This window comes from Thermotoga sp. RQ7 (assembly GCF_000832145.1).
GTDB lineage: Bacteria > Thermotogota > Thermotogae > Thermotogales > Thermotogaceae > Thermotoga > Thermotoga neapolitana.
The window spans coordinates 1,390,124-1,411,250 of sequence record NZ_CP007633.1; the positions used below are offsets into that span (position 1 = coordinate 1,390,124).

General features: G+C 46.5%; 21 protein-coding genes, 2 tRNA genes and 1 pseudogene. 20 read left to right on the top strand and 4 right to left on the bottom strand.

What is annotated here, in order from left to right:
• Position 1 precedes the first annotated feature (1 nt).
• The 5 genes from rimM to lepB are packed head-to-tail and all read left to right on the top strand — an operon-like array spanning position 2 to position 3,118.
• A complete protein-coding gene (rimM, locus tag TRQ7_RS07125; protein WP_015919642.1) occupies positions 2-532 on the top strand; it encodes a ribosome maturation factor RimM in 531 nt (176 codons plus the stop codon).
• Positions 532-1,269 (top strand): tRNA (guanosine(37)-N1)-methyltransferase TrmD, encoded by a 738-nt coding sequence (gene trmD / locus TRQ7_RS07130; protein ID WP_038067605.1) that lies wholly within the window; start codon positions 532-534, stop codon positions 1,267-1,269. The genes rimM and trmD overlap by 1 nt, the downstream gene beginning before the upstream one ends.
• Positions 1,263-1,841 carry an RNA methyltransferase gene (locus tag TRQ7_RS07135; RefSeq protein WP_041844321.1) on the top strand — a complete coding sequence of 193 codons (579 nt, stop codon included), beginning with the start codon at positions 1,263-1,265 and terminating at the stop codon, positions 1,839-1,841. The genes trmD and TRQ7_RS07135 overlap by 7 nt, the downstream gene beginning before the upstream one ends.
• A 9-nt stretch (positions 1,842-1,850) precedes the next feature.
• Positions 1,851-2,198 carry a 50S ribosomal protein L19 gene (gene rplS, locus TRQ7_RS07140; protein WP_081434654.1) on the top strand — a complete coding sequence of 116 codons (348 nt, stop codon included), beginning with the start codon at positions 1,851-1,853 and terminating at the stop codon, positions 2,196-2,198.
• On the top strand, positions 2,198-3,118 hold the full coding sequence (gene lepB, locus TRQ7_RS07145) for a signal peptidase I (protein WP_038067608.1): 921 nt from the start codon (positions 2,198-2,200) through the stop codon (positions 3,116-3,118). Before rplS ends, lepB begins: the two co-directional genes overlap by 1 nt.
• Here lepB and TRQ7_RS07150 read toward each other — a convergent pair whose 3' ends face one another.
• Positions 3,119-4,930 (bottom strand): PQQ-binding-like beta-propeller repeat protein, encoded by a 1,812-nt coding sequence (locus TRQ7_RS07150; protein ID WP_038067611.1) that lies wholly within the window; start codon positions 4,928-4,930, stop codon positions 3,119-3,121.
• Positions 4,931-5,004: 74 nt separating this feature from the next.
• Between TRQ7_RS07150 and truA the strand changes: the two genes are divergently transcribed.
• From truA to prfB, 6 genes are read left to right on the top strand one after another with little or no spacing between them, the layout of a single operon-like run.
• Positions 5,005-5,742, top strand: a complete 738-nt coding sequence (gene truA / locus TRQ7_RS07155; protein ID WP_041844322.1) for a tRNA pseudouridine(38-40) synthase TruA — start codon at positions 5,005-5,007, stop codon at positions 5,740-5,742.
• Positions 5,742-7,058, top strand: a complete 1,317-nt coding sequence (locus TRQ7_RS07160) for a PQQ-like beta-propeller repeat protein (protein WP_236681691.1) — start codon at positions 5,742-5,744, stop codon at positions 7,056-7,058. Before truA ends, TRQ7_RS07160 begins: the two co-directional genes overlap by 1 nt.
• The gene (locus TRQ7_RS07165; protein WP_015919650.1) at positions 7,037-7,840 is read left to right on the top strand and encodes a TlyA family RNA methyltransferase; all 804 of its coding nucleotides are present in this window, start codon (positions 7,037-7,039) and stop codon (positions 7,838-7,840) included. Before TRQ7_RS07160 ends, TRQ7_RS07165 begins: the two co-directional genes overlap by 22 nt.
• Positions 7,837-9,066 (top strand): hypothetical protein, encoded by a 1,230-nt coding sequence (locus TRQ7_RS07170; protein WP_144399116.1) that lies wholly within the window; start codon positions 7,837-7,839, stop codon positions 9,064-9,066. Before TRQ7_RS07165 ends, TRQ7_RS07170 begins: the two co-directional genes overlap by 4 nt.
• Position 9,067: 1 nt before the next feature.
• Complete coding sequence (gene secA / locus TRQ7_RS07175; protein WP_015919652.1) at positions 9,068-11,683, top strand: preprotein translocase subunit SecA; 2,616 nt, start codon at positions 9,068-9,070, stop codon at positions 11,681-11,683.
• Between the two features lie 5 nt (positions 11,684-11,688).
• Positions 11,689-12,792, top strand: coding sequence for a peptide chain release factor 2 (gene prfB, locus TRQ7_RS07180; RefSeq protein WP_038067617.1), 1,104 nt, complete (start codon positions 11,689-11,691; stop codon positions 12,790-12,792).
• On the opposite strand, the gene TRQ7_RS07185 is transcribed toward prfB, so the two are convergent.
• Entirely contained in the window at positions 12,784-13,767 is a 984-nt protein-coding gene (locus TRQ7_RS07185) for a helix-turn-helix domain-containing protein (RefSeq protein WP_041844325.1), read from the bottom strand. The genes prfB and TRQ7_RS07185 overlap by 9 nt on opposite strands.
• A gap of 81 nt (positions 13,768-13,848) precedes the next feature.
• On the opposite strand from TRQ7_RS07185, the gene TRQ7_RS07190 reads away from it, so the two are divergent.
• Genes TRQ7_RS07190 through TRQ7_RS07205 form a run of 4 tightly spaced genes read left to right on the top strand, consistent with a single transcriptional unit; the run spans position 13,849 to position 17,100 of the window.
• Positions 13,849-14,988 carry an alkaline phosphatase family protein gene (locus TRQ7_RS07190; RefSeq protein WP_038067621.1) on the top strand — a complete coding sequence of 380 codons (1,140 nt, stop codon included), beginning with the start codon at positions 13,849-13,851 and terminating at the stop codon, positions 14,986-14,988.
• Positions 14,933-15,445, top strand: coding sequence for a ribonuclease H-like YkuK family protein (locus TRQ7_RS07195; protein ID WP_231556046.1), 513 nt, complete (start codon positions 14,933-14,935; stop codon positions 15,443-15,445). The genes TRQ7_RS07190 and TRQ7_RS07195 overlap by 56 nt, the downstream gene beginning before the upstream one ends.
• Before the next feature lie 15 nt (positions 15,446-15,460).
• Positions 15,461-16,501 (top strand): hypothetical protein, encoded by a 1,041-nt coding sequence (locus TRQ7_RS07200; protein WP_041844326.1) that lies wholly within the window; start codon positions 15,461-15,463, stop codon positions 16,499-16,501.
• A gap of 11 nt (positions 16,502-16,512) precedes the next feature.
• Positions 16,513-17,100 carry a ComF family protein gene (locus TRQ7_RS07205; RefSeq protein WP_236681692.1) on the top strand — a complete coding sequence of 196 codons (588 nt, stop codon included), beginning with the start codon at positions 16,513-16,515 and terminating at the stop codon, positions 17,098-17,100.
• On the opposite strand, the gene TRQ7_RS07210 is transcribed toward TRQ7_RS07205, so the two are convergent.
• Positions 17,093-18,325, bottom strand: coding sequence for a glycerate kinase (locus TRQ7_RS07210; protein WP_041437856.1), 1,233 nt, complete (start codon positions 18,323-18,325; stop codon positions 17,093-17,095). The genes TRQ7_RS07205 and TRQ7_RS07210 overlap by 8 nt on opposite strands.
• Entirely contained in the window at positions 18,325-18,942 is a 618-nt protein-coding gene (locus TRQ7_RS07215; protein WP_041844328.1) for a nitroreductase family protein, read from the bottom strand. The genes TRQ7_RS07210 and TRQ7_RS07215 overlap by 1 nt, the downstream gene beginning before the upstream one ends.
• A gap of 27 nt (positions 18,943-18,969) precedes the next feature.
• Here TRQ7_RS07215 and TRQ7_RS07220 point away from each other — a divergent pair, with 27 nt between their 5' ends.
• The 5 genes and pseudogenes from TRQ7_RS07220 to TRQ7_RS09790 form a co-directional block, all read left to right on the top strand.
• The gene (locus tag TRQ7_RS07220) at positions 18,970-19,344 is read left to right on the top strand and encodes a hypothetical protein (RefSeq protein WP_038067625.1); all 375 of its coding nucleotides are present in this window, start codon (positions 18,970-18,972) and stop codon (positions 19,342-19,344) included.
• Positions 19,345-19,353: 9 nt separating this feature from the next.
• On the top strand, positions 19,354-20,082 hold the full coding sequence (locus TRQ7_RS07225) for a GGDEF domain-containing protein (protein WP_081434656.1): 729 nt from the start codon (positions 19,354-19,356) through the stop codon (positions 20,080-20,082).
• Between the two features lie 33 nt (positions 20,083-20,115).
• Positions 20,116-20,190 (top strand) — tRNA-Val (locus TRQ7_RS07230).
• Between the two features lie 12 nt (positions 20,191-20,202).
• A tRNA-Phe gene (locus TRQ7_RS07235) sits at positions 20,203-20,278 on the top strand.
• 219 nt (positions 20,279-20,497) lie between these two features.
• Positions 20,498-21,118, top strand: a pseudogene (locus TRQ7_RS09790) (viroplasmin family protein); the annotation flags it as partial.
• Positions 21,119-21,127 lie beyond the last annotated feature (9 nt).

Genomic DNA, 21,127 nt, shown 5'->3' on the forward strand with positions numbered 1-21,127 from the left:
CATGATAAAGACCGTTCAGGACCTGATCAACGAAAGAATTGCCGTTGGAAAGGTTGTCAACACTCATGGATTGAAGGGAGAGGTTAAGTTCTTCCCCTACACGAACTCGGAAGAGATTGTGAAGAACCTCTCCAGCGTCGTGCTTTACAACAGGGAAAAGAAGGTCTTCTACAACCTATCCGTCGAGTCCGTGAGGAGAATGAACAAGCTTTTCCTGATCAAATTTGAAACGATCGACACAGTGGAGGCAGCAGAGAAGATAAAAGGGTGTGAAGTCTTCATAAAGTACGAAGAACTACCTCCCCTTCAAAACGATGAGTACTACTTCTACGAAATACTGGGATGCGAGGTTTACTACGAATCTGGAGAGTGTGTTGGAAAGGTCGTCGACATAATCGAGACAGGATCGAACGACGTCCTCGTGGTCAAAAAGAAGAACAGGGAAACGCTGATTCCCATGATAAAAGACTGTGTCGTTGAAATCAAAAAGCCTGAAAAGAAGATCGTGGTTAAGGAACTGGAGTGGATCTGATGAGGATCACCATAGTGACCATATTTCCGGAAATGGTCGAGGTTGTGAAGAAATACGGCGTCATTGCCCGTGCGGTTGAAAGAGGCATCGTGGAAATAAACGTGGAAAATCTGAGGGACTACACCACCGACAGGCACAGAACGGTGGATGACTATCAGTACGGCGGCGGATACGGTATGGTCATGAAGCCCGAGCCGTTCTTCAGATTCTACGAAAACTATGTTGAAAAACACGGAAAACCGTACGTGATCTTAACAAGCCCCCAGGGCAGGATTTTCAACTACAGGATAGCCGAGGAACTTTCGAAGAAAGATGACATCGTGATATTCTGTGGCAGGTACGAAGGAATAGACGAGAGAGTGATGAGCATAGTCGATGATGAGATATCCATAGGAGACTACATACTCACCGGTGGAGAGCTTCCAGCGATGGTGATAACGGATGCCGTTGTAAGACTCGTACCCGGTGTTGTAGAGAGAGAATCTGTGGAGAGAGAGTCGTTCCATCAGGGGCTTCTCGATCATCCCGTCTACACCAGACCGTACGAGTACAGAGGCATGAAAGTCCCAGAAGTGCTGCTTTCTGGAGATCACCAGAAGGTGGAACTTTGGAGAAGGAAAGAGAGCATCAAAAAAACCATAATGAAAAGGCCCGATCTTTTTCTGTCAAAAGAACTGGACGAACTCGATAAACTGGCTATAATAGAGTTGTTCAGGGAGTTGATGGAGAAGTGTTAGAAAAGGTGTATGTGGCTCTCATCCATTACCCCATAAAGGGAAAGGACGGCAGCATCATATCGACCGCAGTGACGAACCTCGACGTTCACGACATAGCAAGGACCGCAAGAACGTACAATCTGAAGGGTTATTACATAGTGACCAACCTCAAGGCTCAGCAGGACATGGTCTCCAAGATGCTGAAGTTCTGGAGAGAGGGCTTTGGAAGCCGGTACAATCCATCCCGTGCAGAGTCTTTGAAACTGGTGAAACTGAAACCCTATCTGGAAGATGTTCTGGAAGATATAGAAAAGATCGAAGGGGAAAAACCTCTGATATTCTTCACTTCTGCAAAGAAACGAGAAGGTGACATATCCTTTGAAGAGGGAAGAAGGATCATAATGGAGACAGATCGGCCTGTTCTCATACTCCTCGGTACGGGATGGGGACTTCCCGATGAGATCCTTGTGATTTCGGATTACATTCTTGAGCCCATAAGGGCGGGATCTGATTTCAATCATCTGTCCGTCAGGGCGGCGGCAGCTATAATAATCGATAGACTGATAGGAGAAAATTACGTGAGGAGGGATTGAAAGATGAGCATGGACCATCTTGTAAGGATCATCGAAAAAAAATACGAAAAGAAAGAGATCCCGGACTTCAGACCGGGTGACACGGTGAGAGTGCACGTGAAGGTGATCGAAGGTGACAGAGAAAGAACACAGGTTTTCGAAGGAATCGTTATTGCCAAGAGGGGATCTGGAATAAACAGAACGTTCACCGTGAGAAGAATAGGAAGCCATGGTGTTGGAGTGGAAAGGATCTTCCCATTTCACTCACCCGTTGTAGAAAAGATAGAGGTTGTGAGGAAAGGTAAAGTGAGAAGGGCAAAACTCTACTACCTCAGGGATGTCAAGGGTAAGATCAGGATCAAGGAGCGCAGGGATTGATGAACCTGAAAAAAGAATCCGTAGAATGGATCAAAGCGCTGCTTTATGCACTCGTTGCCGCAACGATCGTGAGACTGTACATATTCGAAACCATGCTGGTGCCGACGGGATCGATGATACCAACGATCCAGATTGGTGATCGTCTCTTCGTGGAGAAGATCACCTACACCGTTCGAGAACCACAGATAGGAGAAATCGTTGTGTTCTGGTCACCTTTCGTTGATGAACGTGCAAGTCACATGCTCCGCCTCTTTGACAAATTCATGGATCTTTTTTCTCCGGCGATGTTCAGAGGCCACGTCAAGTACGTGAAGCGCCTGGTCGGAAAAGGTGGAGATGTTCTGGAGATAAAGGACGGAAAACTCTACGTCAACGGAAAAATCCCTGATGCTTTGAAAGACAGATACTACGAGCCAGAAGGGATCTTCAAGTACGAAGACTTCTACGAGTGGCTCTACACCGCAAGTAAATTGAGAAAGGACAAGGAAGCATACAGGAATTTCATATACGATCTCGCAAGAGAACACGGAAGAACAGCGGCTGTGCTGGTGTTTTCCCTCATCGGGGAGGAGGGTTTGAAGTACGGTGAACCGTTCCTCCCCGGTTTGCTGAATTACTTCGATCCTTCGATGGTTTACTACGACGAGAAAACCCAGACCTACTACATTCCCGGAATGATCTACCATGAGTTCTACGAGGAGTACTATTCCAAGCTGGATCTCAAGAAATACATCGAGAAAACAGAAGACGGTACGGTGAGGATAAGAGTTCCGGAGGGTTTCTACTTTTTGATGGGTGACAACACGAAAGAGAGTCTGGACTGCAGATATTTCGGTTTTGTTCCAAAAGATCACATCATTGGTTGGCCCATCCTGAGAATTTGGCCGCTTGACAGGTTTGGGCCCATTCAAAAGTACTGATCACGGGTGAGCTGAATCGAAGAAGCAGTAGACGGTTCCATCCCGTGTGGCGACGATCACACGTTCTTCTCCAATGGCTGGCTCAGCGATGGTTTCTCCCACTTTTCTTTCCCATCTCTTCTGACCGTCGATCGTGTAGGAAAAGAGAGTTCCGTTTGAGACGAAGAACAGAAACCCTTCCTTTGAAACAGCAACGGGGGATGGAGACTCTGCGAAGACTACATCCTTCACGTTGCCCTGAAAGTCAACAAGGTATATCCCATCGCTGCCGTTTATGATCAGAAGATCTTTGTAGACAGAGAGTGTGGAGTTGAGGGTCAGAGGAAGTTCCTTCTTCCAGATCACACTTCCGTTCAATCTGTCAAAGCAGAACAGCCACCCGGAGTTGCTTCCGACAAATACGTATTTTCCAACAACAACGGGTTTTGTCGTCAGAAGGTATCCAGTCTTCGTCTTCCATTTTAAGGAACCGTTTGGATAGAGAGAGTAGAGATTTTTCAGTGTTCCAAAGTAGACGGTGCCGTTTTCATCAACGGTGACCCCCGTGGACACCCATTCGTCATCTTTGAACTGCCAGAGCGTTTCAGAACCGTGATCGATCAGATACACCCTTCCTCCATCGGTTGCAAGATAGACTCCATACGAATTCACCTCGAACGGTTTTGAGACGTCCGATTCCAGTTCTACTTTCCAGACCAGATTCCCATTCTCTGAAATCGCGTACAGGAAGTTGTCCCAGCTCGTCACGTAGACTCTATCCAGATAAACCTTCGGGGGTGCTGTTACCACAAAGCCCGTTCTGTATTCCCACAATCTTGTTCCGTTCAGTGACATCGCATGTACAACCCCTTCGACATCCGCCACAAGAACGAGTTTGTCGCTGACGGCAGGAGATGCTCTCACCTCAGAGCCCAGATTCCTCTTCCAGAGAAGTTCACCCGCTGTGATCACTCTCTTCTCGGGTGAAAGGACCAGAAACACCCGCTGAGCCACACCCAGTCTTTTCATCGAAAGTGTTGAATCCATTCTGTAGAGGATATTTCCCGAAGTGAAAAAGATCGATCCATCTGTTTTCACAAACGAAGAGACTCCAACGTTGTACTCTTTAACCACCTCTGGTGTGTTCAGCTTTTCTGTATCCATGATGATCGTTCTGTTCTCAGAAGAAACAAAAAGGAAGTTTTCCAGCCACTCCACACTTTTTGCGTTTTCAACTCCGGTGAAGAACACTATCTTCGGTGCAAGGACGTTTTCCAAATCGACGAGAAAGAGAGTTCCATCTTTCGTGATTCCAGCGAGTACCTTTCTTTTTGCGTTCACGGAGATATCGACAACAGCAGAAGGTGCTTCTATCTTCCAGGTTTCCTCTCTGTTTTTCACAAGGGAGACGTACTTTCCGTAACTCACTATCAGTTCGTCTTCAAATGTTTCCACATCCACCGGATCTTCGGGCAGGTCTACAGCGGTGTAGCTGAATGTGACGGGATCCAGCAGAAGGATCTTCTTTTTGGAGAGAAGTAGGAGGTTTTTTCCGCTCCATCTTATATCCTCCACCCACATCTGGGCCTTTCTGACGATCTCTTCTCTCTCCAGATCGTACTCTATCAGTTCTTTTCCACTCACAAAGTAGGCTTTGTTTGAGACCACGATACCCTTTGATGGCGAAAAGGGGAGCGTGAAACTGGAGATATCTTTCATCTCCTCGTTCTCGATCGTCACCAAAGATACCACGTTATCATGGATCACCATCAACTGGATGGAGAAAGAAAGTGTTGCCAGTACAGCGGAGAAAAGGACAAAAATCTTCCACATCGTTCTCAACTCCGGCTGTTAAAATATCATGGGTGGCCCGAATAAGAATATAGCACAGATCGAGGTGATAAGCGTTGAGAAGGGTAGCGGCAATCGTCGAGTACGACGGGAGCAACTTCTTCGGCTATCAGGGACAGCCAGACGTGCGAACCGTTCAGGGAGTTATAGAGGACGCTCTGGAAAGGATTTTCAAGCAAAGGATTTACACTCAGGCGGCGGGGAGAACGGATGCAGGTGTCCATGCTAACGGGCAGCTGATAGCTTTCAACTGCCCGAACGACAGGATGACCACGGAGGACATCAAAAATGCTATGAACGCAAACCTGCCGGATGATGTGTACGTGAAGAAAGTGTTCGAGGTACCGAAAAATTTCCATCCAAGGTTCGACGTCAAAAAAAGGATCTATCACTATTTCATACACACCTCCAGAGAGAAGAACGTTTTCCTCAGAAAGTATGCATGGTGGTTTCCCTATGAACTGGATCTTGAGGCGATGAGAAAAGCCGCAAAGTATCTGGAAGGAACTCACGACTTCACATCCTTCAAAACGGGAAGCGACGAGAGAGATCCGGTGAGAACGATCTACAGGATCAGGATATTGAACCTTGGAAAAGACATGATACTCATCAGGGTTGAGGGAAGATCCTTCCTCAGGAGAATGGTGAGAAACATCGTTGCGGCTTTGGTGAAGGTCGGATTGAGACAGTGGGAACCGGAAAAGTTGAAGGAGGTGCTTGAGGCACGAGACAGAAGCGCGGCGGCTGGTACCGCACCTGCACATGGATTGTACTTTTACAAAGTGCTCTTTTGATGTTTGCATTCGACTACAGGATAGAAGAAAACGGTGTTCTCTACTTTCTTGGGGATGCCACTCCCACCGAAGTCGAACTGGAGATCGTCCAGGAGTGGAAAGATCTTCCGGTGGTGACACTCGTGTACGACGGACCGGATGGGTACGAGGGTCTTGTGGAAAACCTCCTGTCACAGGATGGTGTGCTCACAGGTGTGGGAACGCCTTTGATAGTGAAACTGAGAGTTAAAGAAGATCTTGTTGCCTTTCAGGTCGTGTTCGAGGACAAAGAACTGGACAATTTCGAAAATCCGGTAACTTCAAATTTGTTTCCCGAGCAATTCAGAGAGACCGTGAGAAAGATCTTTCCCCAACTGGAGGTTCCGTCGAGGTTTTTTCTCATCGAGTACAGAGACGGAAAGTTCGAAAAGAAGATCGCTCAAACCCGTGATTTTCCAGGAAAGAAAGCCCCTGTGGTGATAATTCCTGTGTGGAAACAGAAACACGTTCTGGAGATAGGAAACTACAGAGAAGTTGTGGACGAAGGATTCTACCAGATAGGTGGAAAGACTATATACGTGGGAAGGGACATATCGTTGAAGAGTGTACCTGGACTGTACGAAGGGGTCGATATGGTCTTTCTGGATGGAGAAAAGGAGTACATCTACAAAGACGGATTCCTCAGAATGGAAGAGAAAGTTTTGAAGGTTCAAGAACCCGTGGATGTCGTCGATGGGAAGGTGATCACAGGATACAGGATAGGAGAGCAAGAGGTGGATGACACGATACTCTTCAGATGGAACGACTTCGTTCTGACGGCTTCCGGTGTTCTGATTGGTATCAACGGCAGCTGGACATGGCAGGTCTCCAGAGCACCGGTGGAGTTTTCTTTTCGGGACGGCAGAATGTACATACTGGATGTTTGCGGATTTCTGAGAAGTTACGACTTGAAGACAAGACGCCTCCTCTGGGAGAGAAGGATCGAAGGTGCGTGGGGTCTTGATACATCCAGAGACAGGGTGTTCGTTGGTGCAGGAAGCAACGTGGTGGTTTTGAACGCAGAAGATGGAGAGACGATCGAAATACTGGAGGCGGACGATTTTGCGGTGTGGAAGGATGAACTTCTGATCTACAGAGACGGCAAGATAAACGGAGAAAGCGTTGGAGATGGCTTTTTCATCAGAAACTTTGGAACTCCTCTTTTTGTTTCAGAAGGCAAAGTTCTGTTCTTTGGATCAGAGAAAAAGATTTACAGGAATGTTGAAAAAATCCGGGTGTTTCAGTGGGGAACAGTCATAAAGGAAGGTAATGAACTATGGCTGATAAGAAGAGACTAGATCTGCTCGTTCTGGAAAGAGGCCTTGTGGAAAGTCGTGAAAAGGCAAAAGCTTTGATTCTGGCAGGAAAGATTCTGGTGAACGGCGAGAAAGTAACAAAAGCGAGCAAACTCGTTCCGGTGGACTCGCATTTGGAAGTTCTGGAAGAGCCCAGGTATGTGAGCAGGGGAGGATACAAACTCGAGTCTGCGTTCGAACGATTCAAAATAGACGTCTCGGGAAAGGTTGCATGTGACATAGGTGCTTCCACCGGCGGTTTCACTGATTTTCTCCTGAAAAACGGCGCCCGGAAGGTCTTTGCGGTTGACGTGGGATACGGCCAGCTCCACTGGAAGTTGAGGAACGACCCGAGAGTGGTGGTGATGGAGAGGGTGAACGCCAGATACCTGAAGTGGCAGGATCTGGGAGAAAGGGTCGATATCGTCACCTGTGATGTTTCGTTCATATCGGTGAAGAAGATCCTCCCTGCTATCTACGATATCCTGAAGGACCAGGGTGATGCGGTCATACTGGTGAAGCCTCAGTTTGAAGCGCCAAGAAAGTTCGTGAAGAAAGGAATCGTGAAGGATCCTGAGGTCCATGTGAAGGTGTTGATGGATGTACAGAAAAGCCTGATAGAAAACGGTTTTGTGGTAAAGGGTTGCTGTTTCTCCAAAATAAAGGGAGCGGATGGTAACATAGAGTTTTTCTTCTGGGTGGGAAAAGAGGGGAAAAGTCAAAACGTGGATTTCCAGAGAGTGGTGGAGGAGGCCTGGAAATTCTTCGGGGAGATGAAATCGTGAGGACACTTCTTTTTCTGATGATGATCACAACGGTGGTCTTTTCAGTGCCCGTTTTTCAGGATTACGATTACTTCATATGGTTTAGAGATACGGGTGAGTTTTACTCGATAGTAAAGCAACTTCCTCTCTTTGAATTTCTACTTTCGGAAAAAGGAGCTGGTTTTGAGCAGGCAGCGATCAAATGGGTTGAAAACCGTGCGGATCAACCGGAGAACTTTTTTCAGGCACTATCACAGGAGATCGTTGTCTGTGGAAAAGGCAACCTGGAGGATCTTTTCACCTTCGATATCAACAATCTTCTTTCTCTACCTTACAGGCTCAAAGAAGGTTTCATCGCCTTCAAAACAGACGTTCCACAAAAAATCGTGGAATCCTTTGCAAAACTGAATGCTGCGGAATTTTACGAAAATGATGACCTTTACATCATCGAAAGCGCTACCCCTCTTTACCTGAAAACACTCGGAGAGTATCTTGTGCTTTCAACAAGCAGAAGTTTGCTCGAAAAAGTACAGGACGAAGAAACGTCTTTTGAAAACGCCCCCCTCGTGGCACACGTGAAGAAACTGGAACTTTTCGGGAAAAAGGGCGAGGCATTTTTGAGTGCAAAAGCGAGCACTTCTCAGTTCACGATTGAGATCACACAGAGAGCAGAATCGTTTACAGTTTCAGAAGCCGAAGACATCGGTCAGCTGCCTTACTCCGGTGACCTCTACGCCTTCTCTGGTGCCCCGGAGATTTCAAGAGAACTTTTGAAAGAGATTTTCAGGGGAAGTGACTTCGAAGAGTTCTACCGAACGTTCATCGATGGAAGCATCATGCTTGCTTCGTCACTCTATGGAGCTTCTGAACTTGTTCTTTTCGTCCAGGACAAAAGTCTGAAAGACGTAGAGACCGATCTCATAAGTCGGGGAGCAGAAAGGCTCGGTGAAGAGTGGAGGCTTTCTGTTCAGAACGGTCTTCTTCATTTCTTTGAGTATCGTGGACACCTTGTCGTCTCTTCTATGAAGAAAACGGAGTTTCTCCAGGCTGTCAACAAAAGGAGACTTTCAAACCATCCCAGTTTCAGATTTCTGGAAAAACAGGTGCCAGAAAACGTGTTTCTGGAGATGTTCATAGACCTTGATTCTTTCCTGAACAAACTCCTCGGTTTTTCCCCAAATTCCAGTTTGCTTCTGATTGGATACGTGGAGGGTGAAACCATAAAGTACAGATTGGAGGTAATGTGACATGTTGTTTTTTGACAAGAACAAGCGCATTTTGAAAAGGTACTCGAAGATCGTCGAAAAGATCAATCAGCTGGACCAGAGCATGAGAAAAAAGAGCAACGAAGAGATAGTTTCTCTGTCTTCTGAGTTAAAAGAGAGAGTAAACTCTCTCGAAGATGCAGACAGGAACCTTGTGGAGGCCTTTGCCCTTGTGAGGGAAGCGGCTCGAAGGACGCTTGGTATGAGACCTTTCGATGTTCAGGTGATGGGAGGAATTGCCCTTCACGAAGGAAAAGTGGCAGAAATGAAGACGGGAGAGGGGAAGACGCTCGCCGCCACCATGCCCGTGTACCTGAACGCCCTCATAGGAAAGGGTGTACACGTGGTCACCGTGAACGACTATCTTGCAAGAAGAGACGCCCTGTGGATGGGACCTGTGTACCTGCTTCTAGGGTTGAGAGTTGGGGTGATAAACTCCCTTGGGAAATCCTATGAAGTTGTCTGGAAGGACCCTTCACTGGTTGAGAAAGCGATAAAAGAAAACTGGAGCGTGTGGCCACAGGAGTTCGATGGGGAAATTCTAAAGGAAGAGCAGATGAACAAAGAGGCTCTGAACGCTTTTCAGGTGGAACTCAAAGAGATCTCAAGAAAAGAAGCCTACATGTGTGATGTGACTTACGGTACAAACAACGAGTTCGGGTTCGACTACCTGAGAGACAACCTCGTTCTGGACTACAACGACAAGGTCCAGAGAGGACACTTCTATGCCATAGTGGACGAGGCTGACAGCGTGTTGATAGACGAGGCAAGAACTCCCCTGATCATCTCCGGACCATCTAAAGAGAGTCCTTCCACCTACAGAAGATTCGCTCAAATTGCAAAGAAGTTCGTCAAAGACAAAGATTTCACGATCGATGAAAAGGCGAGAACGGTCATTTTGACCGAAGAGGGTGTGGCAAAGGCAGAAAAGATCATAGGTGTGGACAACCTCTATGAACCTGGGAACGTCTCCCTTCTGTACCACCTCATAAACGCCCTGAAAGCGCTACATCTCTTCAAAAAGGACGTCGATTACGTCGTCATGAACGGGGAAGTCATCATCGTCGATGAATTCACAGGAAGGCTCCTTCCCGGAAGACGCTACAGTGGGGGATTACACCAGGCCATAGAGGCAAAAGAAGGGGTTCCGATAAAGGAAGAATCCATAACGTACGCCACGATCACCTTCCAGAACTATTTCAGGATGTACGAAAAACTCGCGGGAATGACAGGAACCGCCAAGACGGAGGAAAACGAATTTGTTCAGGTTTACGGCATGGAGGTTGTGGTCATTCCAACGCACAGGCCCATGATAAGAAAGGACCACGATGATCTTGTTTTCAGAACACAGAAGGAAAAATACGAAAAGATCGTGGAGGAGATCGAAAAACGCTATAAAAAAGGTCAGCCAGTTCTTGTGGGTACTACTTCCATAGAAAAGAGCGAACTCCTCAGTTCCATGCTGAAAAAGAAGGGAATACCTCACCAGGTGCTGAATGCAAAGCACCACGAAAAGGAAGCAGAGATCGTTGCCAAAGCCGGACAGAAGGGCATGGTGACCATAGCGACCAACATGGCCGGAAGGGGAACGGATATAAAACTCGGTCCCGGTGTGGCGGAGCTCGGTGGCCTCTGTGTCATTGGAACAGAAAGGCACGAAAGCAGAAGGATAGACAACCAGCTCAGGGGTCGAGCCGGAAGGCAGGGAGATCCTGGAGAATCAATATTCTTCCTCTCGCTGGAAGACGACCTTCTGAGGATCTTCGGTGGAGAACAGATAGGAAAGGTGATGAAAATACTCAAGATAGAAGAAGGTCAGCCCATACAGCATCCCATGCTTTCAAAGCTCATAGAGAACATACAGAAGAAGGTGGAGGGAATAAACTTTTCCATAAGGAAATCCCTCATGGAGATGGACGAAGTCCTGGACAAACAGAGAAGCACCATATACTCTCTTCGAGATCAGATACTTCTGGAAAAAGACTACGATGAGTACCTGAAACAGATCTTCGAAGACGTTATCGGAACAAGGGTAGAGGAATTTTGCTCCGGCAAAAACTGGGATCTCGAAGGTCTGAAAAACTCTCTTTCGTTCCTTCCAAGAGATCTCTTCGAATTCGATGGAAGGCGTTTCGAATCGTCCGAAGAGCTCTACGAGTATCTTTTCAATAGAATGTGGGAGGAGTATCAGAAAAAGAGACAGGAAATAGGAGAAGAATACAGCAAAGTAATCAGGTTTTTAATGCTTCGAATCATCGACGAGCACTGGAGAAGATACCTTGAGGAAGTGGAACACGTCAGGGAAGCGGTTCAGTTGAGGGCGTATGGACAGAAAGATCCTATCGTCGAATTCAAAAAAGAAACGTACCTTATGTTCGATGAGATGATGAGAAGGATCAACGACACGATAGCCAATTATGTCCTGAGAGTGGTCAAGGTGACGGAAAAGGATGAAAAAGAAGCGAAAGAGGAACTTGGTAAAATAAGACTTGTACACGAGGAATTCAACCTTGTGAACAGGGCCATGAGAAGGGCCATGGAGAAAGGGAAGAAAAAAGGTGGTTCACATGGACTTGGTAAAATAAGAGTGAAGAGGTGATGAGAATGATCAGTTTTGAGACGAGAACGAAGATAGAGGAACTCGAAAAGAAGTTCAAAGATGTGCTTTCTATAGTAAACGAGGAGGAAGTCAACAGAGAACTGAAGGAACTCGAAAAGAAACTCTCTGATCCTTCCGTCTGGGACGATCAGAAAAAGGCCCGTGAGTACACACAGAAACTGAAGAGACTTAAGAACATCTCTGAGGATCTAAAGAGAGTAAGATCTCTCTTTGAAGATCTCGAGGTCGCAATAGAACTCTCAGAAGAAGATATGGATATGGTGAATCAGGTGGAGGAGATCGTTCAAGATCTGGAAAAGGCTGTGAAGAAGCTTGAACTGGAGATCATCCTGAACGGAAAGTATGATCCCAACAACGCCTATCTTTCCGTTCACCCGGGTGCAGGAGGGACCGAGTCTCAGGATTGGGCTCAGATGTTGCTCAGGATGTACATGAGATGGGCAGAAAGGAAGGGCTTTGACGTTGAGATCGTAGAGTATCAGCCCGGTGAAGAAGCGGGTATAAAGGATGCAACGATTTTAATAAAAGGTGAGTACGCTTACGGATACCTGAAGCATGAGTCCGGTGTTCATCGACTGGTGAGAATATCGCCCTTCGATGCGGCAAGAAGAAGGCACACATCTTTTGCATCGGTGAACGTGATACCGGAGATAGAAGACGACGTCGATATCGAGATAAAACCAGAAGACCTGAAAATAGAAACCTTCAGAGCGTCTGGACACGGTGGCCAGCACGTGAACAAGACGGAGTCCGCTGTGAGAATCACACACATTCCAACGGGAATCGTTGTCACCTGTCAAAACGAAAGATCGCAGCATCAGAACAAACAAACAGCGTTGAAGATTTTGAAGGCAAGGCTGTATCAGCTGGAACTGGAAAAGAAGAGAAAGGAAATACAGGAGATCCAGGGAGAGCTGAAGGACATATCCTGGGGAAACCAGATCAGATCCTATGTCTTTCATCCGTACACGCTGGTAAAAGATCACAGAACGGGTGTGGAGACATCAAACGTCGATGCGGTGATGGACGGTGATATCGATATCTTCATAGAAGCAGAGCTCGTTTACTTTGCACGTCATTCATCCTAAACCGTATTTCTTTATCTTGTAGGACAGGGTTTTGTAATTCATGTTCAGGATTTCACAGGCTTTTTTTCGGTTGCCCTCGCTTTCTTCGAGGGCTTTTTCTATCATCTTTTTTTCCACGAACTCAACGACCGTTTCGACGAACTCTTTCAGGTCGATACCTTTTGTTCCCTTGAGATCGCTTACAACGCTCTTGACCTGTTCTGCAGGATCTTTCAGTGTGAGGATCTCGTACGTTTTCTCAAGGAACTCCTGCGTGTTTCCGGGCCAGTGGTAGCTCGTGAGCACCTTGACCAGCCCATCGTCGATTTTGAAGGTCTTTCCTTGAAGCTGGAGGGATCTGAGAACCCCGTCCAGCATGTAGGGAATGTCCATTCTTCTTTCCCTCAAAGGAGGAATTACAACGAATGGAATGTCGATCTTCGGTGGAAGGTTCATTCCCAGAATCACCTTTTTCCCAGAAAAACTTGGAGGTTGGAAATCTGGTGGTGCGTCGTCTATGAACACCGTGCTTGCTCCTGTGTTTATAGGAAGGTCTTCATGGTAGGTGAGTGAAAGGTAATTTCCACCCGTCACGAAATCAACGTACGCGTGTTTGTGAATACCCTTCTCGGAAACAAGAGCAAAGACAGGATAAGAGTTGTAGAATTTCTGTACCTGAAAGAGCGTCTCCTTTATTTTTGCTCCCTGAAGTTCCGGAGTGTACAGGAGAAGATTGTATTTCGTCCTCAGGGATTCGTAGTCTTTCTTGCTCACGACGTATTTCAAAGCCAGTTCCAGTTCCCTCAGCGTTTGAACGAACACCGTGTCATCCATTTCAAAGATCTTCTCGCCGAAGATCACATCCCACTTTTCGGCCAGAACTTTGTCTCTGTAATCCTCACCCTCGTAGAGATCCCAGTCCACATCGTGTGGAATCTTGGTTATCATATCTTTGAAGGCATCGACGATGTCTTTTCTCACGAGCACTTTCAGCACTCTCTCATCCCCATCGTGCTATCATTCTTCTGCGAAACCCCGTTTCAAATCTTACCATATGGAAAGGAGGAACTCGATTCGATGCAGCTGGAAAGACTTGATGAGGGGCTTTTCTATCCACATTATAACGGATACTCCATCGTCAACTTTTCGAACACCATTTTGAGTATATTCGGTGAGAAAACGCTTCACAGACCCTTTCCACTTCCCGAAAGATTTCTCGAAAACGTTCGTAAAGTGGTTGTTCTGGTTGTCGATGCTTTGAGTTACGATGTGTTCTCGAATACCATACAGGACGATGATGTGCAGGTGTTTCCGTGTTCCTCCGTTTTTCCCACAACCACGGCCGCCGCACTTCCCAGTTTGTACTCCGGACTAACCCCCCTGGAACACGGCTTTCTAGGGTACATCCTTTACCTTCGAGAAGTGGGTAGTCCTGTGAACATGATAGAGATGGCTCCTCCGGGTTTTCCGCGGGAAAGTGTACTCAGAATACATGAGTTTCGATTCACAACGATATTCCAGAGGCTAAAGGTTCGATCTTTCTTTCTTGTTCCCAGGTATCTACTGGGAACGGGCTTTTCCAGGCTCATGTCTCAGGGAGCAGAGCAGATCGGTTTTTCCAGTTTCGGTGACATGATCGAGAAAACGCTGGAGATACTGGCAAATCAGGAAACAGTGCTTGTCTTCGCATACTGGCCCTCACTTGATTCAATAGCACACAAATCGGGTGTTGGAAGGGCCTATTTCAGGGAACTCAAATGGCTCTACAGGATCCTGAAGGAAGAACTCATCAGGAGATTGAAATCAGACACCCTCTTTTTCATGGTGAGCGATCATGGACAGATATCAACACCACCGGAGAGGGAAGTGTGGTGGGACAGTTTTTCTGAGGTGATGAGGTTTCTTGACAGACCTCCTGCCGGTGAGCAGAGGATGATGTATCTTTACACAAAAAGAAAGAAAGCTCTGGTAGAATATCTTGTGGAAAAGTACGCCGATTTTGCGATCTTCATTGACGCCAGAAGGGCAACGCGTCTCTTTGGGATAGGAAAGAGTCACCCCGAATTTTTCCACAGAATCGGTGATTTGATCCTGATAACAAAAGAGAATTTTTCTTTCAACTACAGGTACACGGGAAAAGAAGAGAGTCTTTCCGGAAGGCATGGAAGTCTCACTCATCAGGAGCTGGTGGTTCCCCTGGTGGTCTATCGGAGGTGATAGGTTCCGTTATCTGAAGAGTCCCACTTGGGGAAAAGTAGATCATCAGAAGGCAAAGTATCTCATAAAAAAGTTCACAGAGGGGCACAGGTATGAGGTCTTCGTAGGAACGGACAGTGACATCAGAGACGGGGAGGTAGTGTACGCCACAGCGATCGTGGTGTATCGACTTGGAAACGGTGCAACCTATTTCTACACCGTATACAAAGATGGAAAGAACAGAGACCTGTACACGAGGATATTCAAAGAAGCGGAGATGAGCCTGGAGATGGCCAGATTCGTGGAAGAGGTCCTGGAACTGGGAAAACCCGTGGTTCATCTGGATATCGGATACGACGGTCTCACAAAAGATCTGGTCTCTTCCGTGATAGGCTACGTGAAGGGAATGGGGTATCCCTATCAGGTGAAACCGGATTCCTTTGCCGCAACGAAGATCGCCCATAAACACACCAAGTGAGGAGGTTGCCCGTCCATGAGAATCCTGTTGTGTAATCCTGAAAGCAAAGACGAGATATTGAACATTTTGAAAGGCCTCGATGAAGAGTACGAGATACTCTTTCCACAGGAACAGTTGAAGGATTTTGATATCCTCTACGTGAAGTGGAAAAACTTGCCGCTCAGGAAAAAGGAGGAGGAAGTCCTTTCTGTTGTTGACGAGAATGTGATAGGGCTTTTCTTCGAGACGATAAAGAACTACCGGGAAAAAGTGGTGGTTACAGACCTCGATGATCTGAAACTTGCTCTCTCTGAGATAGAACGAACAGGGGATGTATCGCTTCAGACCAGAAGGTTTCTTTTTCTCAAAGCCCTAGCACACTTTATGAATTTCCAGTCGAGGATATTGAAGGATCTGTCCGACCTTTTTTTCATAAAAAGATGGGAAGCGTTCGTTCTAGAAAGGGTGGAGGAGGAAGGTTCCGAAGCAATTGTGAAACAGCTTTCTCAGAAGATACCTGAGGAGAAATCACTGGATATCAGCCTTGTGGTTCATTTCCTCCGGTATCTTCCTTCAGGTGCGTGCATCCTGGTGAAAGATCGCACCGTTGTGTACGCCTCTTCGAAGGGAGACCTTCCCAATGTGAGCGGTGGTGTTCTGGGGTACAGGGGAACTTTCTCTGAGGAGAAAAATTATGACTTCGTCGTGGCAGAAGATTTCGGAGAGGATACAGAAGGAATCAGGTTGAATGAACTCGACACATTCGAGGAGGGAATGGTCCTTCTTGGAACAGCCGGTGTTCTCAGAGAGCCCGTTCCAACAGACAGCTTCACAGAGGCTCTTTCCATGCATCCTGCCTTTGACTGCTGTGCTGTAACGAAAGATGGCTATCTGGTGGCACACCTTATCGAACTCAACAGAAAGAGCATCTTTGAAAAACTGGAACATCTCGACCTTTCTGAAACGTCCGTGGCCTTCAATTTCCCTGTGGAAGAATCTTTGAGGAACCATCTCAAAGAGAAGGGAGCAGAGAGAATATCCTGGATAGACTCAAGAAGAATCTGGAGAAGGTGCTGAACTTCCTCTACGTGAACACGTGTCTTCTTTGCGGAAGGGAAATTTCTCCGTTTTCTCCTCTCTGTGAAGAGTGTACAACAGAGATCGTAAGAAGAGGACCCTCTTTCTACCATGAGTGTCACAGAAACTACGAAGTTTTTGCCTATTCCACCTACACCGATAAACTGGAAGAGGTCATAAAGCTTTACAAGTACCACCACGAAACTTTGCTTTCGGACTTTCTTGCAGAACTTTTCCTCAGACTTTACAGTTACTTTCAGAGGAAGGCAGATGCTGTCACCTGGGTGCCGTCTTCTCTCAGCTCACTCGAAGAAAGAGGTTTTGACCACATGGAGTTGTTAGCAAAGAAGTTCGCAAAGAAACTCACCATCCCTTCCGTAAAAATCCTCGAAAACGTTTCGGAAGGAAGACAGGTGGACAGAGAAAAGGAGGAAAGAAAGAAACTGGGAAGGTTCGTGTGTCAGAAACCCCCACCCCGCAGGGTCATTTTGCTGGATGATGTGATGACAACGGGAACGAGTGTGAAAGATTGCACTCAAACACTCCTCAGAAGCGGAGCAGAAAGTGTTTTTGTGTACGTTCTGGCAAAGGCTAGATGACAAGGCCGATGATCAGATCGTTGACGTTCGTTCCCGTGGGTCCCGTTTTGAGAAGGGCACCTGCTTTTTTCAGTGCGTTGTAGGAATCGTTGTTTTCAAGATATTCAACAGGATCTTCTCCCATCTCTTTCAGAATCTTTGCCGTTCTTCCATCCACGATGCCACCTGCTGCGTCCGTGGGACCGTCTGTTCCATCCGTTCCAACGGAGCACAGAACAACCCCTTCTACTCCTTCCAGGGCTATCGCCGCCGAGAGGGCAAGTTCCTGATTTCTTCCTCCAAGGCCATTTCCTTTTACATGTACCACCGTCTCTCCACCGAAGATCACAGCGGCTGGTTTCTCCAGGGGTCTATCTCTGAACTTGATCTCTTTCATGATGCTTGCGATGAATCTACCTGCTTCTTTTGCCTCACAATCCAGTGTGGTTGTCAGTATTTCACTGTTGAAGCCTTTTTCTGTGGCTATCTTCTTTGCTGCCTCACACACTTTCTGAACGTTTCCCAGTACATGGATCTCCACGTTCGACAGGTGCTTTGGAGTTTCTTTTAAAAGGGCTTTCTTCACCTCATTGCTCACGCTGATTCTGTACCTTTCCAGGATCCTGATGGCCTCTTCCGAAGTTGATGCATCTGGGGAGGTGGGGCCGGAGGCCACGACGTCGATCCTGTCACCCAGTACGTCGGAAAGAACGAGTGTAACAACTCTTGCAGGGAATATCTTCTCTGCGAACCTTCCCCCTTTTACCTGTGAAAGGTGCTTCCTCACTGTGTTTATCTCTTCGATATTTGCGCCGCTCTTCAGCAATGAATCGGTTATCTTCTGCAGTTCTTCAAGGGATACACCCTCCATGGGCAGTTCGAACAAGGCAGATCCTCCACCGGACAGAAGAAAAAGGACAGTATCTTTCTCATTCAATTCCTCGACTATTTCCATAACCCTTCGAGTTGCTCTCATGGTGTTTTCATCAGGAATGGGGTGTCCCGCCTCGTATATCTCGAAATCATCTATGGGACCTTCGCTGTGTCCGTACTTTGTGATAACGATCCCTTTTCTTATCTTTCCGTTCAGGACATCGAAGGCAGCCTTTGCCATTCTCCATGCTGCCTTTCCAACCGATACGAGGAAGACGTCCTGAAGGTTCAGATCCTTTAATGTGTCCTTCACTGCTCTGTCCGGTAGCACAGACTCTATGGAGTTTTTCACTATCTCAATTGCTGTTTTCATTAGTTCAGAACCAGACAATATGTATCCTCTCCTTTCTTCACGATCTCTGGCTCTCTTTTGAATATCTCCCGTGCGACAAGGAACGCATGTGACAGGGCTATCCCAAGATCCACAGGACTTCTGGAGGAAATGCAGAGTTCTCCACCCGTGAACTTTATTCTCCATGGCTGTCTGTTCATAGCAGAAGGTGCGAGTATTGTCATTTCTACTATCCTTATGATCTCTGGAGGTAGTTCTTCCACATCGTTTTCAAGAAAAGAAGTGATGGGTTTTCTGCTTCTTGTGAAATTTCTTGATCTTGGATACCCGAAAGTGATTATGTAAGGAACGTCTGGATGAGGAGAGCGTGCCATCCAGCACGTTCCAAGTCCCTTCATGGTCAGGAAAAGAACGATCTGTTCTCCCTGGAAGCCGTAATCCACCTGTTTTTCAAAATCTTTCCTGGTTGTTGCATAAACGTAACCTGGAAAAGTGGAAAGATTCACTTTCCAGTCCAGTTTCTCTGTGATAGACTTCAAAGAGAGGTTTTCTATTTCTTCCTTTATACTTTCCGGCAGTTTTCTCTCCAGGAAATCCCGCACCGAATGCCTTCTCTCAATCGCCTCGAAGATATCCATATACACCACCTCCGGGGGGTGAATTTTGTGAGGAAGATTCTTTTTTTGACAATCTGTACCCTGGTTTCTCTTTCGTTCGGGTCTTTTCTGTACCTCAAAGAACTCTCTGTGGAGTTTCCCGAAGAACTCTACAAAACAATCGGGACCAGATCTTTCCTGGTGAAATATTTTACCCTTTTCGAAGATGAAACCCAAAAAGGAATCGTCTTTTCCGGTTGGATCTTCTCTCCCAACACTCAAACCACATCGACTCTTGATATAAAACTGGAGAATGAAAAAGAAGTTCACGTTTTTTCGATAAAAACCACAAGAAAGGGTTTCTACCTGATCATTCCTCCACACCTTTTGATATTTCCAAAAAACCTTAAAGTCTTCATCGATGGATACGAAATTGGGGGGTGAAGTTTCTTGATGGAAGAGATTGTCCACGTAATGGCTGCTCTGCTCCTTTTTTTCTTTGTCTTTCTTGTAAGAAATTACGTGAAGAACCTTGGAAGCTACACTCTAGAGATTGGAATCGCAGTAATCATCCTGGGACTTCTGATCGATACATTCAATGAGGCCTTTGGATACAACATCATACTTATTGGGATCGTGGTCGTATTCTTTGGAACGATAAGAATATTCAAGAAATTGAAAGAAATAGCCATAAGAGACTATCTAACTGGGCTCTACACCAGGTACTACTTCTTCGAGGAGTGGCTTCCTCAAGAGATGGAGAGGCAAAAGCGAAAGAAAGGTAAGGGCATAGCGTTTCTTGTGATAGACCTTGACGATTTCAAGATGATAAACGACCGCTATTCTCACAGAATGGGAGATAAACTTCTGAAATTTGCTGCCCAGAAGATAGTGGAAAACATAAGAAGAACGGACTGTGCTGTAAGGTTCGGAGGAGACGAGATACTGGTTGCCTTCCCGGAAGCAGACGAGAAAACAGTGGAAAACATCGTAAAAAGGCTGGAAAAAAAGCTTATGTTCAACCCGTTTGGTCTTCCATTGAAATTTTCCTACGGCATAGAAACATGGAGACCGGGTGAGAATATAGAAAACGTTGTCCAGAAAGCGGATCTTCAGATGTATTCTCTTAAAAGTCTGAAAAAGCAAAAGCAGATCCTGTCTGAAGAAGCAGATGTTGACTAATCCCGAATTTTGATGTAATATACTTAATGCGGTGGGAGCGTAGCTCAGGGGAAGAGCGCCTGCCTTACAAGCAGGAGGTCGTAGGTTCAAGTCCTGCCGCTCCCACCAGAGATATGAGGTGGCCAGGTAGCTCAGTTGGTAGAGCACTGGACTGAAAATCCAGGTGTCGGCGGTTCGATTCCGCCCCTGGCCACCAGCTCTACCTGCCAGTATGTGAACAGCCCGGCCATTTCGGCCGGGTTTTTTGTTTTTTTACACTTCAAATCGGTGGTGAACAGGTGGAAGGAGAAGGGGTTAAAATTATGAGGTGAGGAAATACTCTAACGACAGCCGTGTGATTTATGTAACTGAGATTGATTTGATACTAACTGTTGTATTATATCGTTGTAAGGCCACAAAGGAAATGTATGAAGGGATGTGGGATAAAGTGTCAGGAAAAAAGTACTACGCTGTAAGGAAGGGAAGAGTTCCCGGAATCTATGAGTCCTGGGAAGAGGCAGAAAAACAGGTGAAGGGCTTTCCGGGAGCAGAATACAAAAGTTTTGAGAAGATAGAAGATGCAAAGGCATATCTTGAAGGAAAAGATGAATGCACCTGCCCGGAACTTGACGAAGAGACGATGATCGCCTATGTGGATGGGAGTTATGATGTGGTCTGTGGTTCTGGAGTGGTTCTGTGCTATAGGGGAAAGAAAGAGGAGTACTATTTCTGGACGGACATCGATGAGTTCAAAGACTCAAGGAACATAGCCGGAGAGATCATGGCTGCACTTTTTGCCATGGACTGTGCTTTGAAGAAAGGAGCAAAAAGACTCATTCTCAGGCACGATCTTGAAGGGCTTGAAAAGTGGGCAACGGAAGAGTACAGAACAAAAGAGCCGGTGACGCGTGTTTACAAGTACCTTTACGAGCAGTTTTGCAGGAGCGGTCTTGAAGTGGTCTTTGAGAAGGTGAAGAGTCATTCTGGGGACTTTTGCAACGATGAGGCTGACAGGCTGGCAAAAAAGGCGGCAAAAGGAGAAGCAAATATTGATTGGTTTCCCCTG

Excerpts from the sequence above, each read along its gene's own strand:
- trmD (WP_038067605.1), top strand. The coding sequence starts at position 532 with ATGAGGATCACCATAGTGACCATATTTCCGGAAATGGTCGAGGTTGTG.
- TRQ7_RS07190 (WP_038067621.1), top strand. The coding sequence starts at position 13,849 with ATGCAGCTGGAAAGACTTGATGAGGGGCTTTTCTATCCACATTATAAC.
- TRQ7_RS07210 (WP_041437856.1), bottom strand. The coding sequence starts at position 18,325 with ATGAAAACAGCAATTGAGATAGTGAAAAACTCCATAGAGTCTGTGCTA.
- TRQ7_RS07195 (WP_231556046.1), top strand. The coding sequence starts at position 14,933 with ATGGAAGTCTCACTCATCAGGAGCTGGTGGTTCCCCTGGTGGTCTATC.
- TRQ7_RS07200 (WP_041844326.1), top strand. The coding sequence starts at position 15,461 with ATGAGAATCCTGTTGTGTAATCCTGAAAGCAAAGACGAGATATTGAAC.
- TRQ7_RS07215 (WP_041844328.1), bottom strand. The coding sequence starts at position 18,942 with ATGGATATCTTCGAGGCGATTGAGAGAAGGCATTCGGTGCGGGATTTC.
- prfB (WP_038067617.1), top strand. The coding sequence starts at position 11,689 with ATGATCAGTTTTGAGACGAGAACGAAGATAGAGGAACTCGAAAAGAAG.
- TRQ7_RS07150 (WP_038067611.1), bottom strand. The coding sequence starts at position 4,930 with ATGTGGAAGATTTTTGTCCTTTTCTCCGCTGTACTGGCAACACTTTCT.
- TRQ7_RS07160 (WP_236681691.1), top strand. The coding sequence starts at position 5,742 with ATGTTTGCATTCGACTACAGGATAGAAGAAAACGGTGTTCTCTACTTT.
- rimM (WP_015919642.1), top strand. The coding sequence starts at position 2 with ATGATAAAGACCGTTCAGGACCTGATCAACGAAAGAATTGCCGTTGGA.
- rplS (WP_081434654.1), top strand. The coding sequence starts at position 1,851 with ATGGACCATCTTGTAAGGATCATCGAAAAAAAATACGAAAAGAAAGAG.
- TRQ7_RS07225 (WP_081434656.1), top strand. The coding sequence starts at position 19,354 with ATGGAAGAGATTGTCCACGTAATGGCTGCTCTGCTCCTTTTTTTCTTT.
- TRQ7_RS07165 (WP_015919650.1), top strand. The coding sequence starts at position 7,037 with ATGGCTGATAAGAAGAGACTAGATCTGCTCGTTCTGGAAAGAGGCCTT.
- lepB (WP_038067608.1), top strand. The coding sequence starts at position 2,198 with ATGAACCTGAAAAAAGAATCCGTAGAATGGATCAAAGCGCTGCTTTAT.
- secA (WP_015919652.1), top strand. The coding sequence starts at position 9,068 with ATGTTGTTTTTTGACAAGAACAAGCGCATTTTGAAAAGGTACTCGAAG.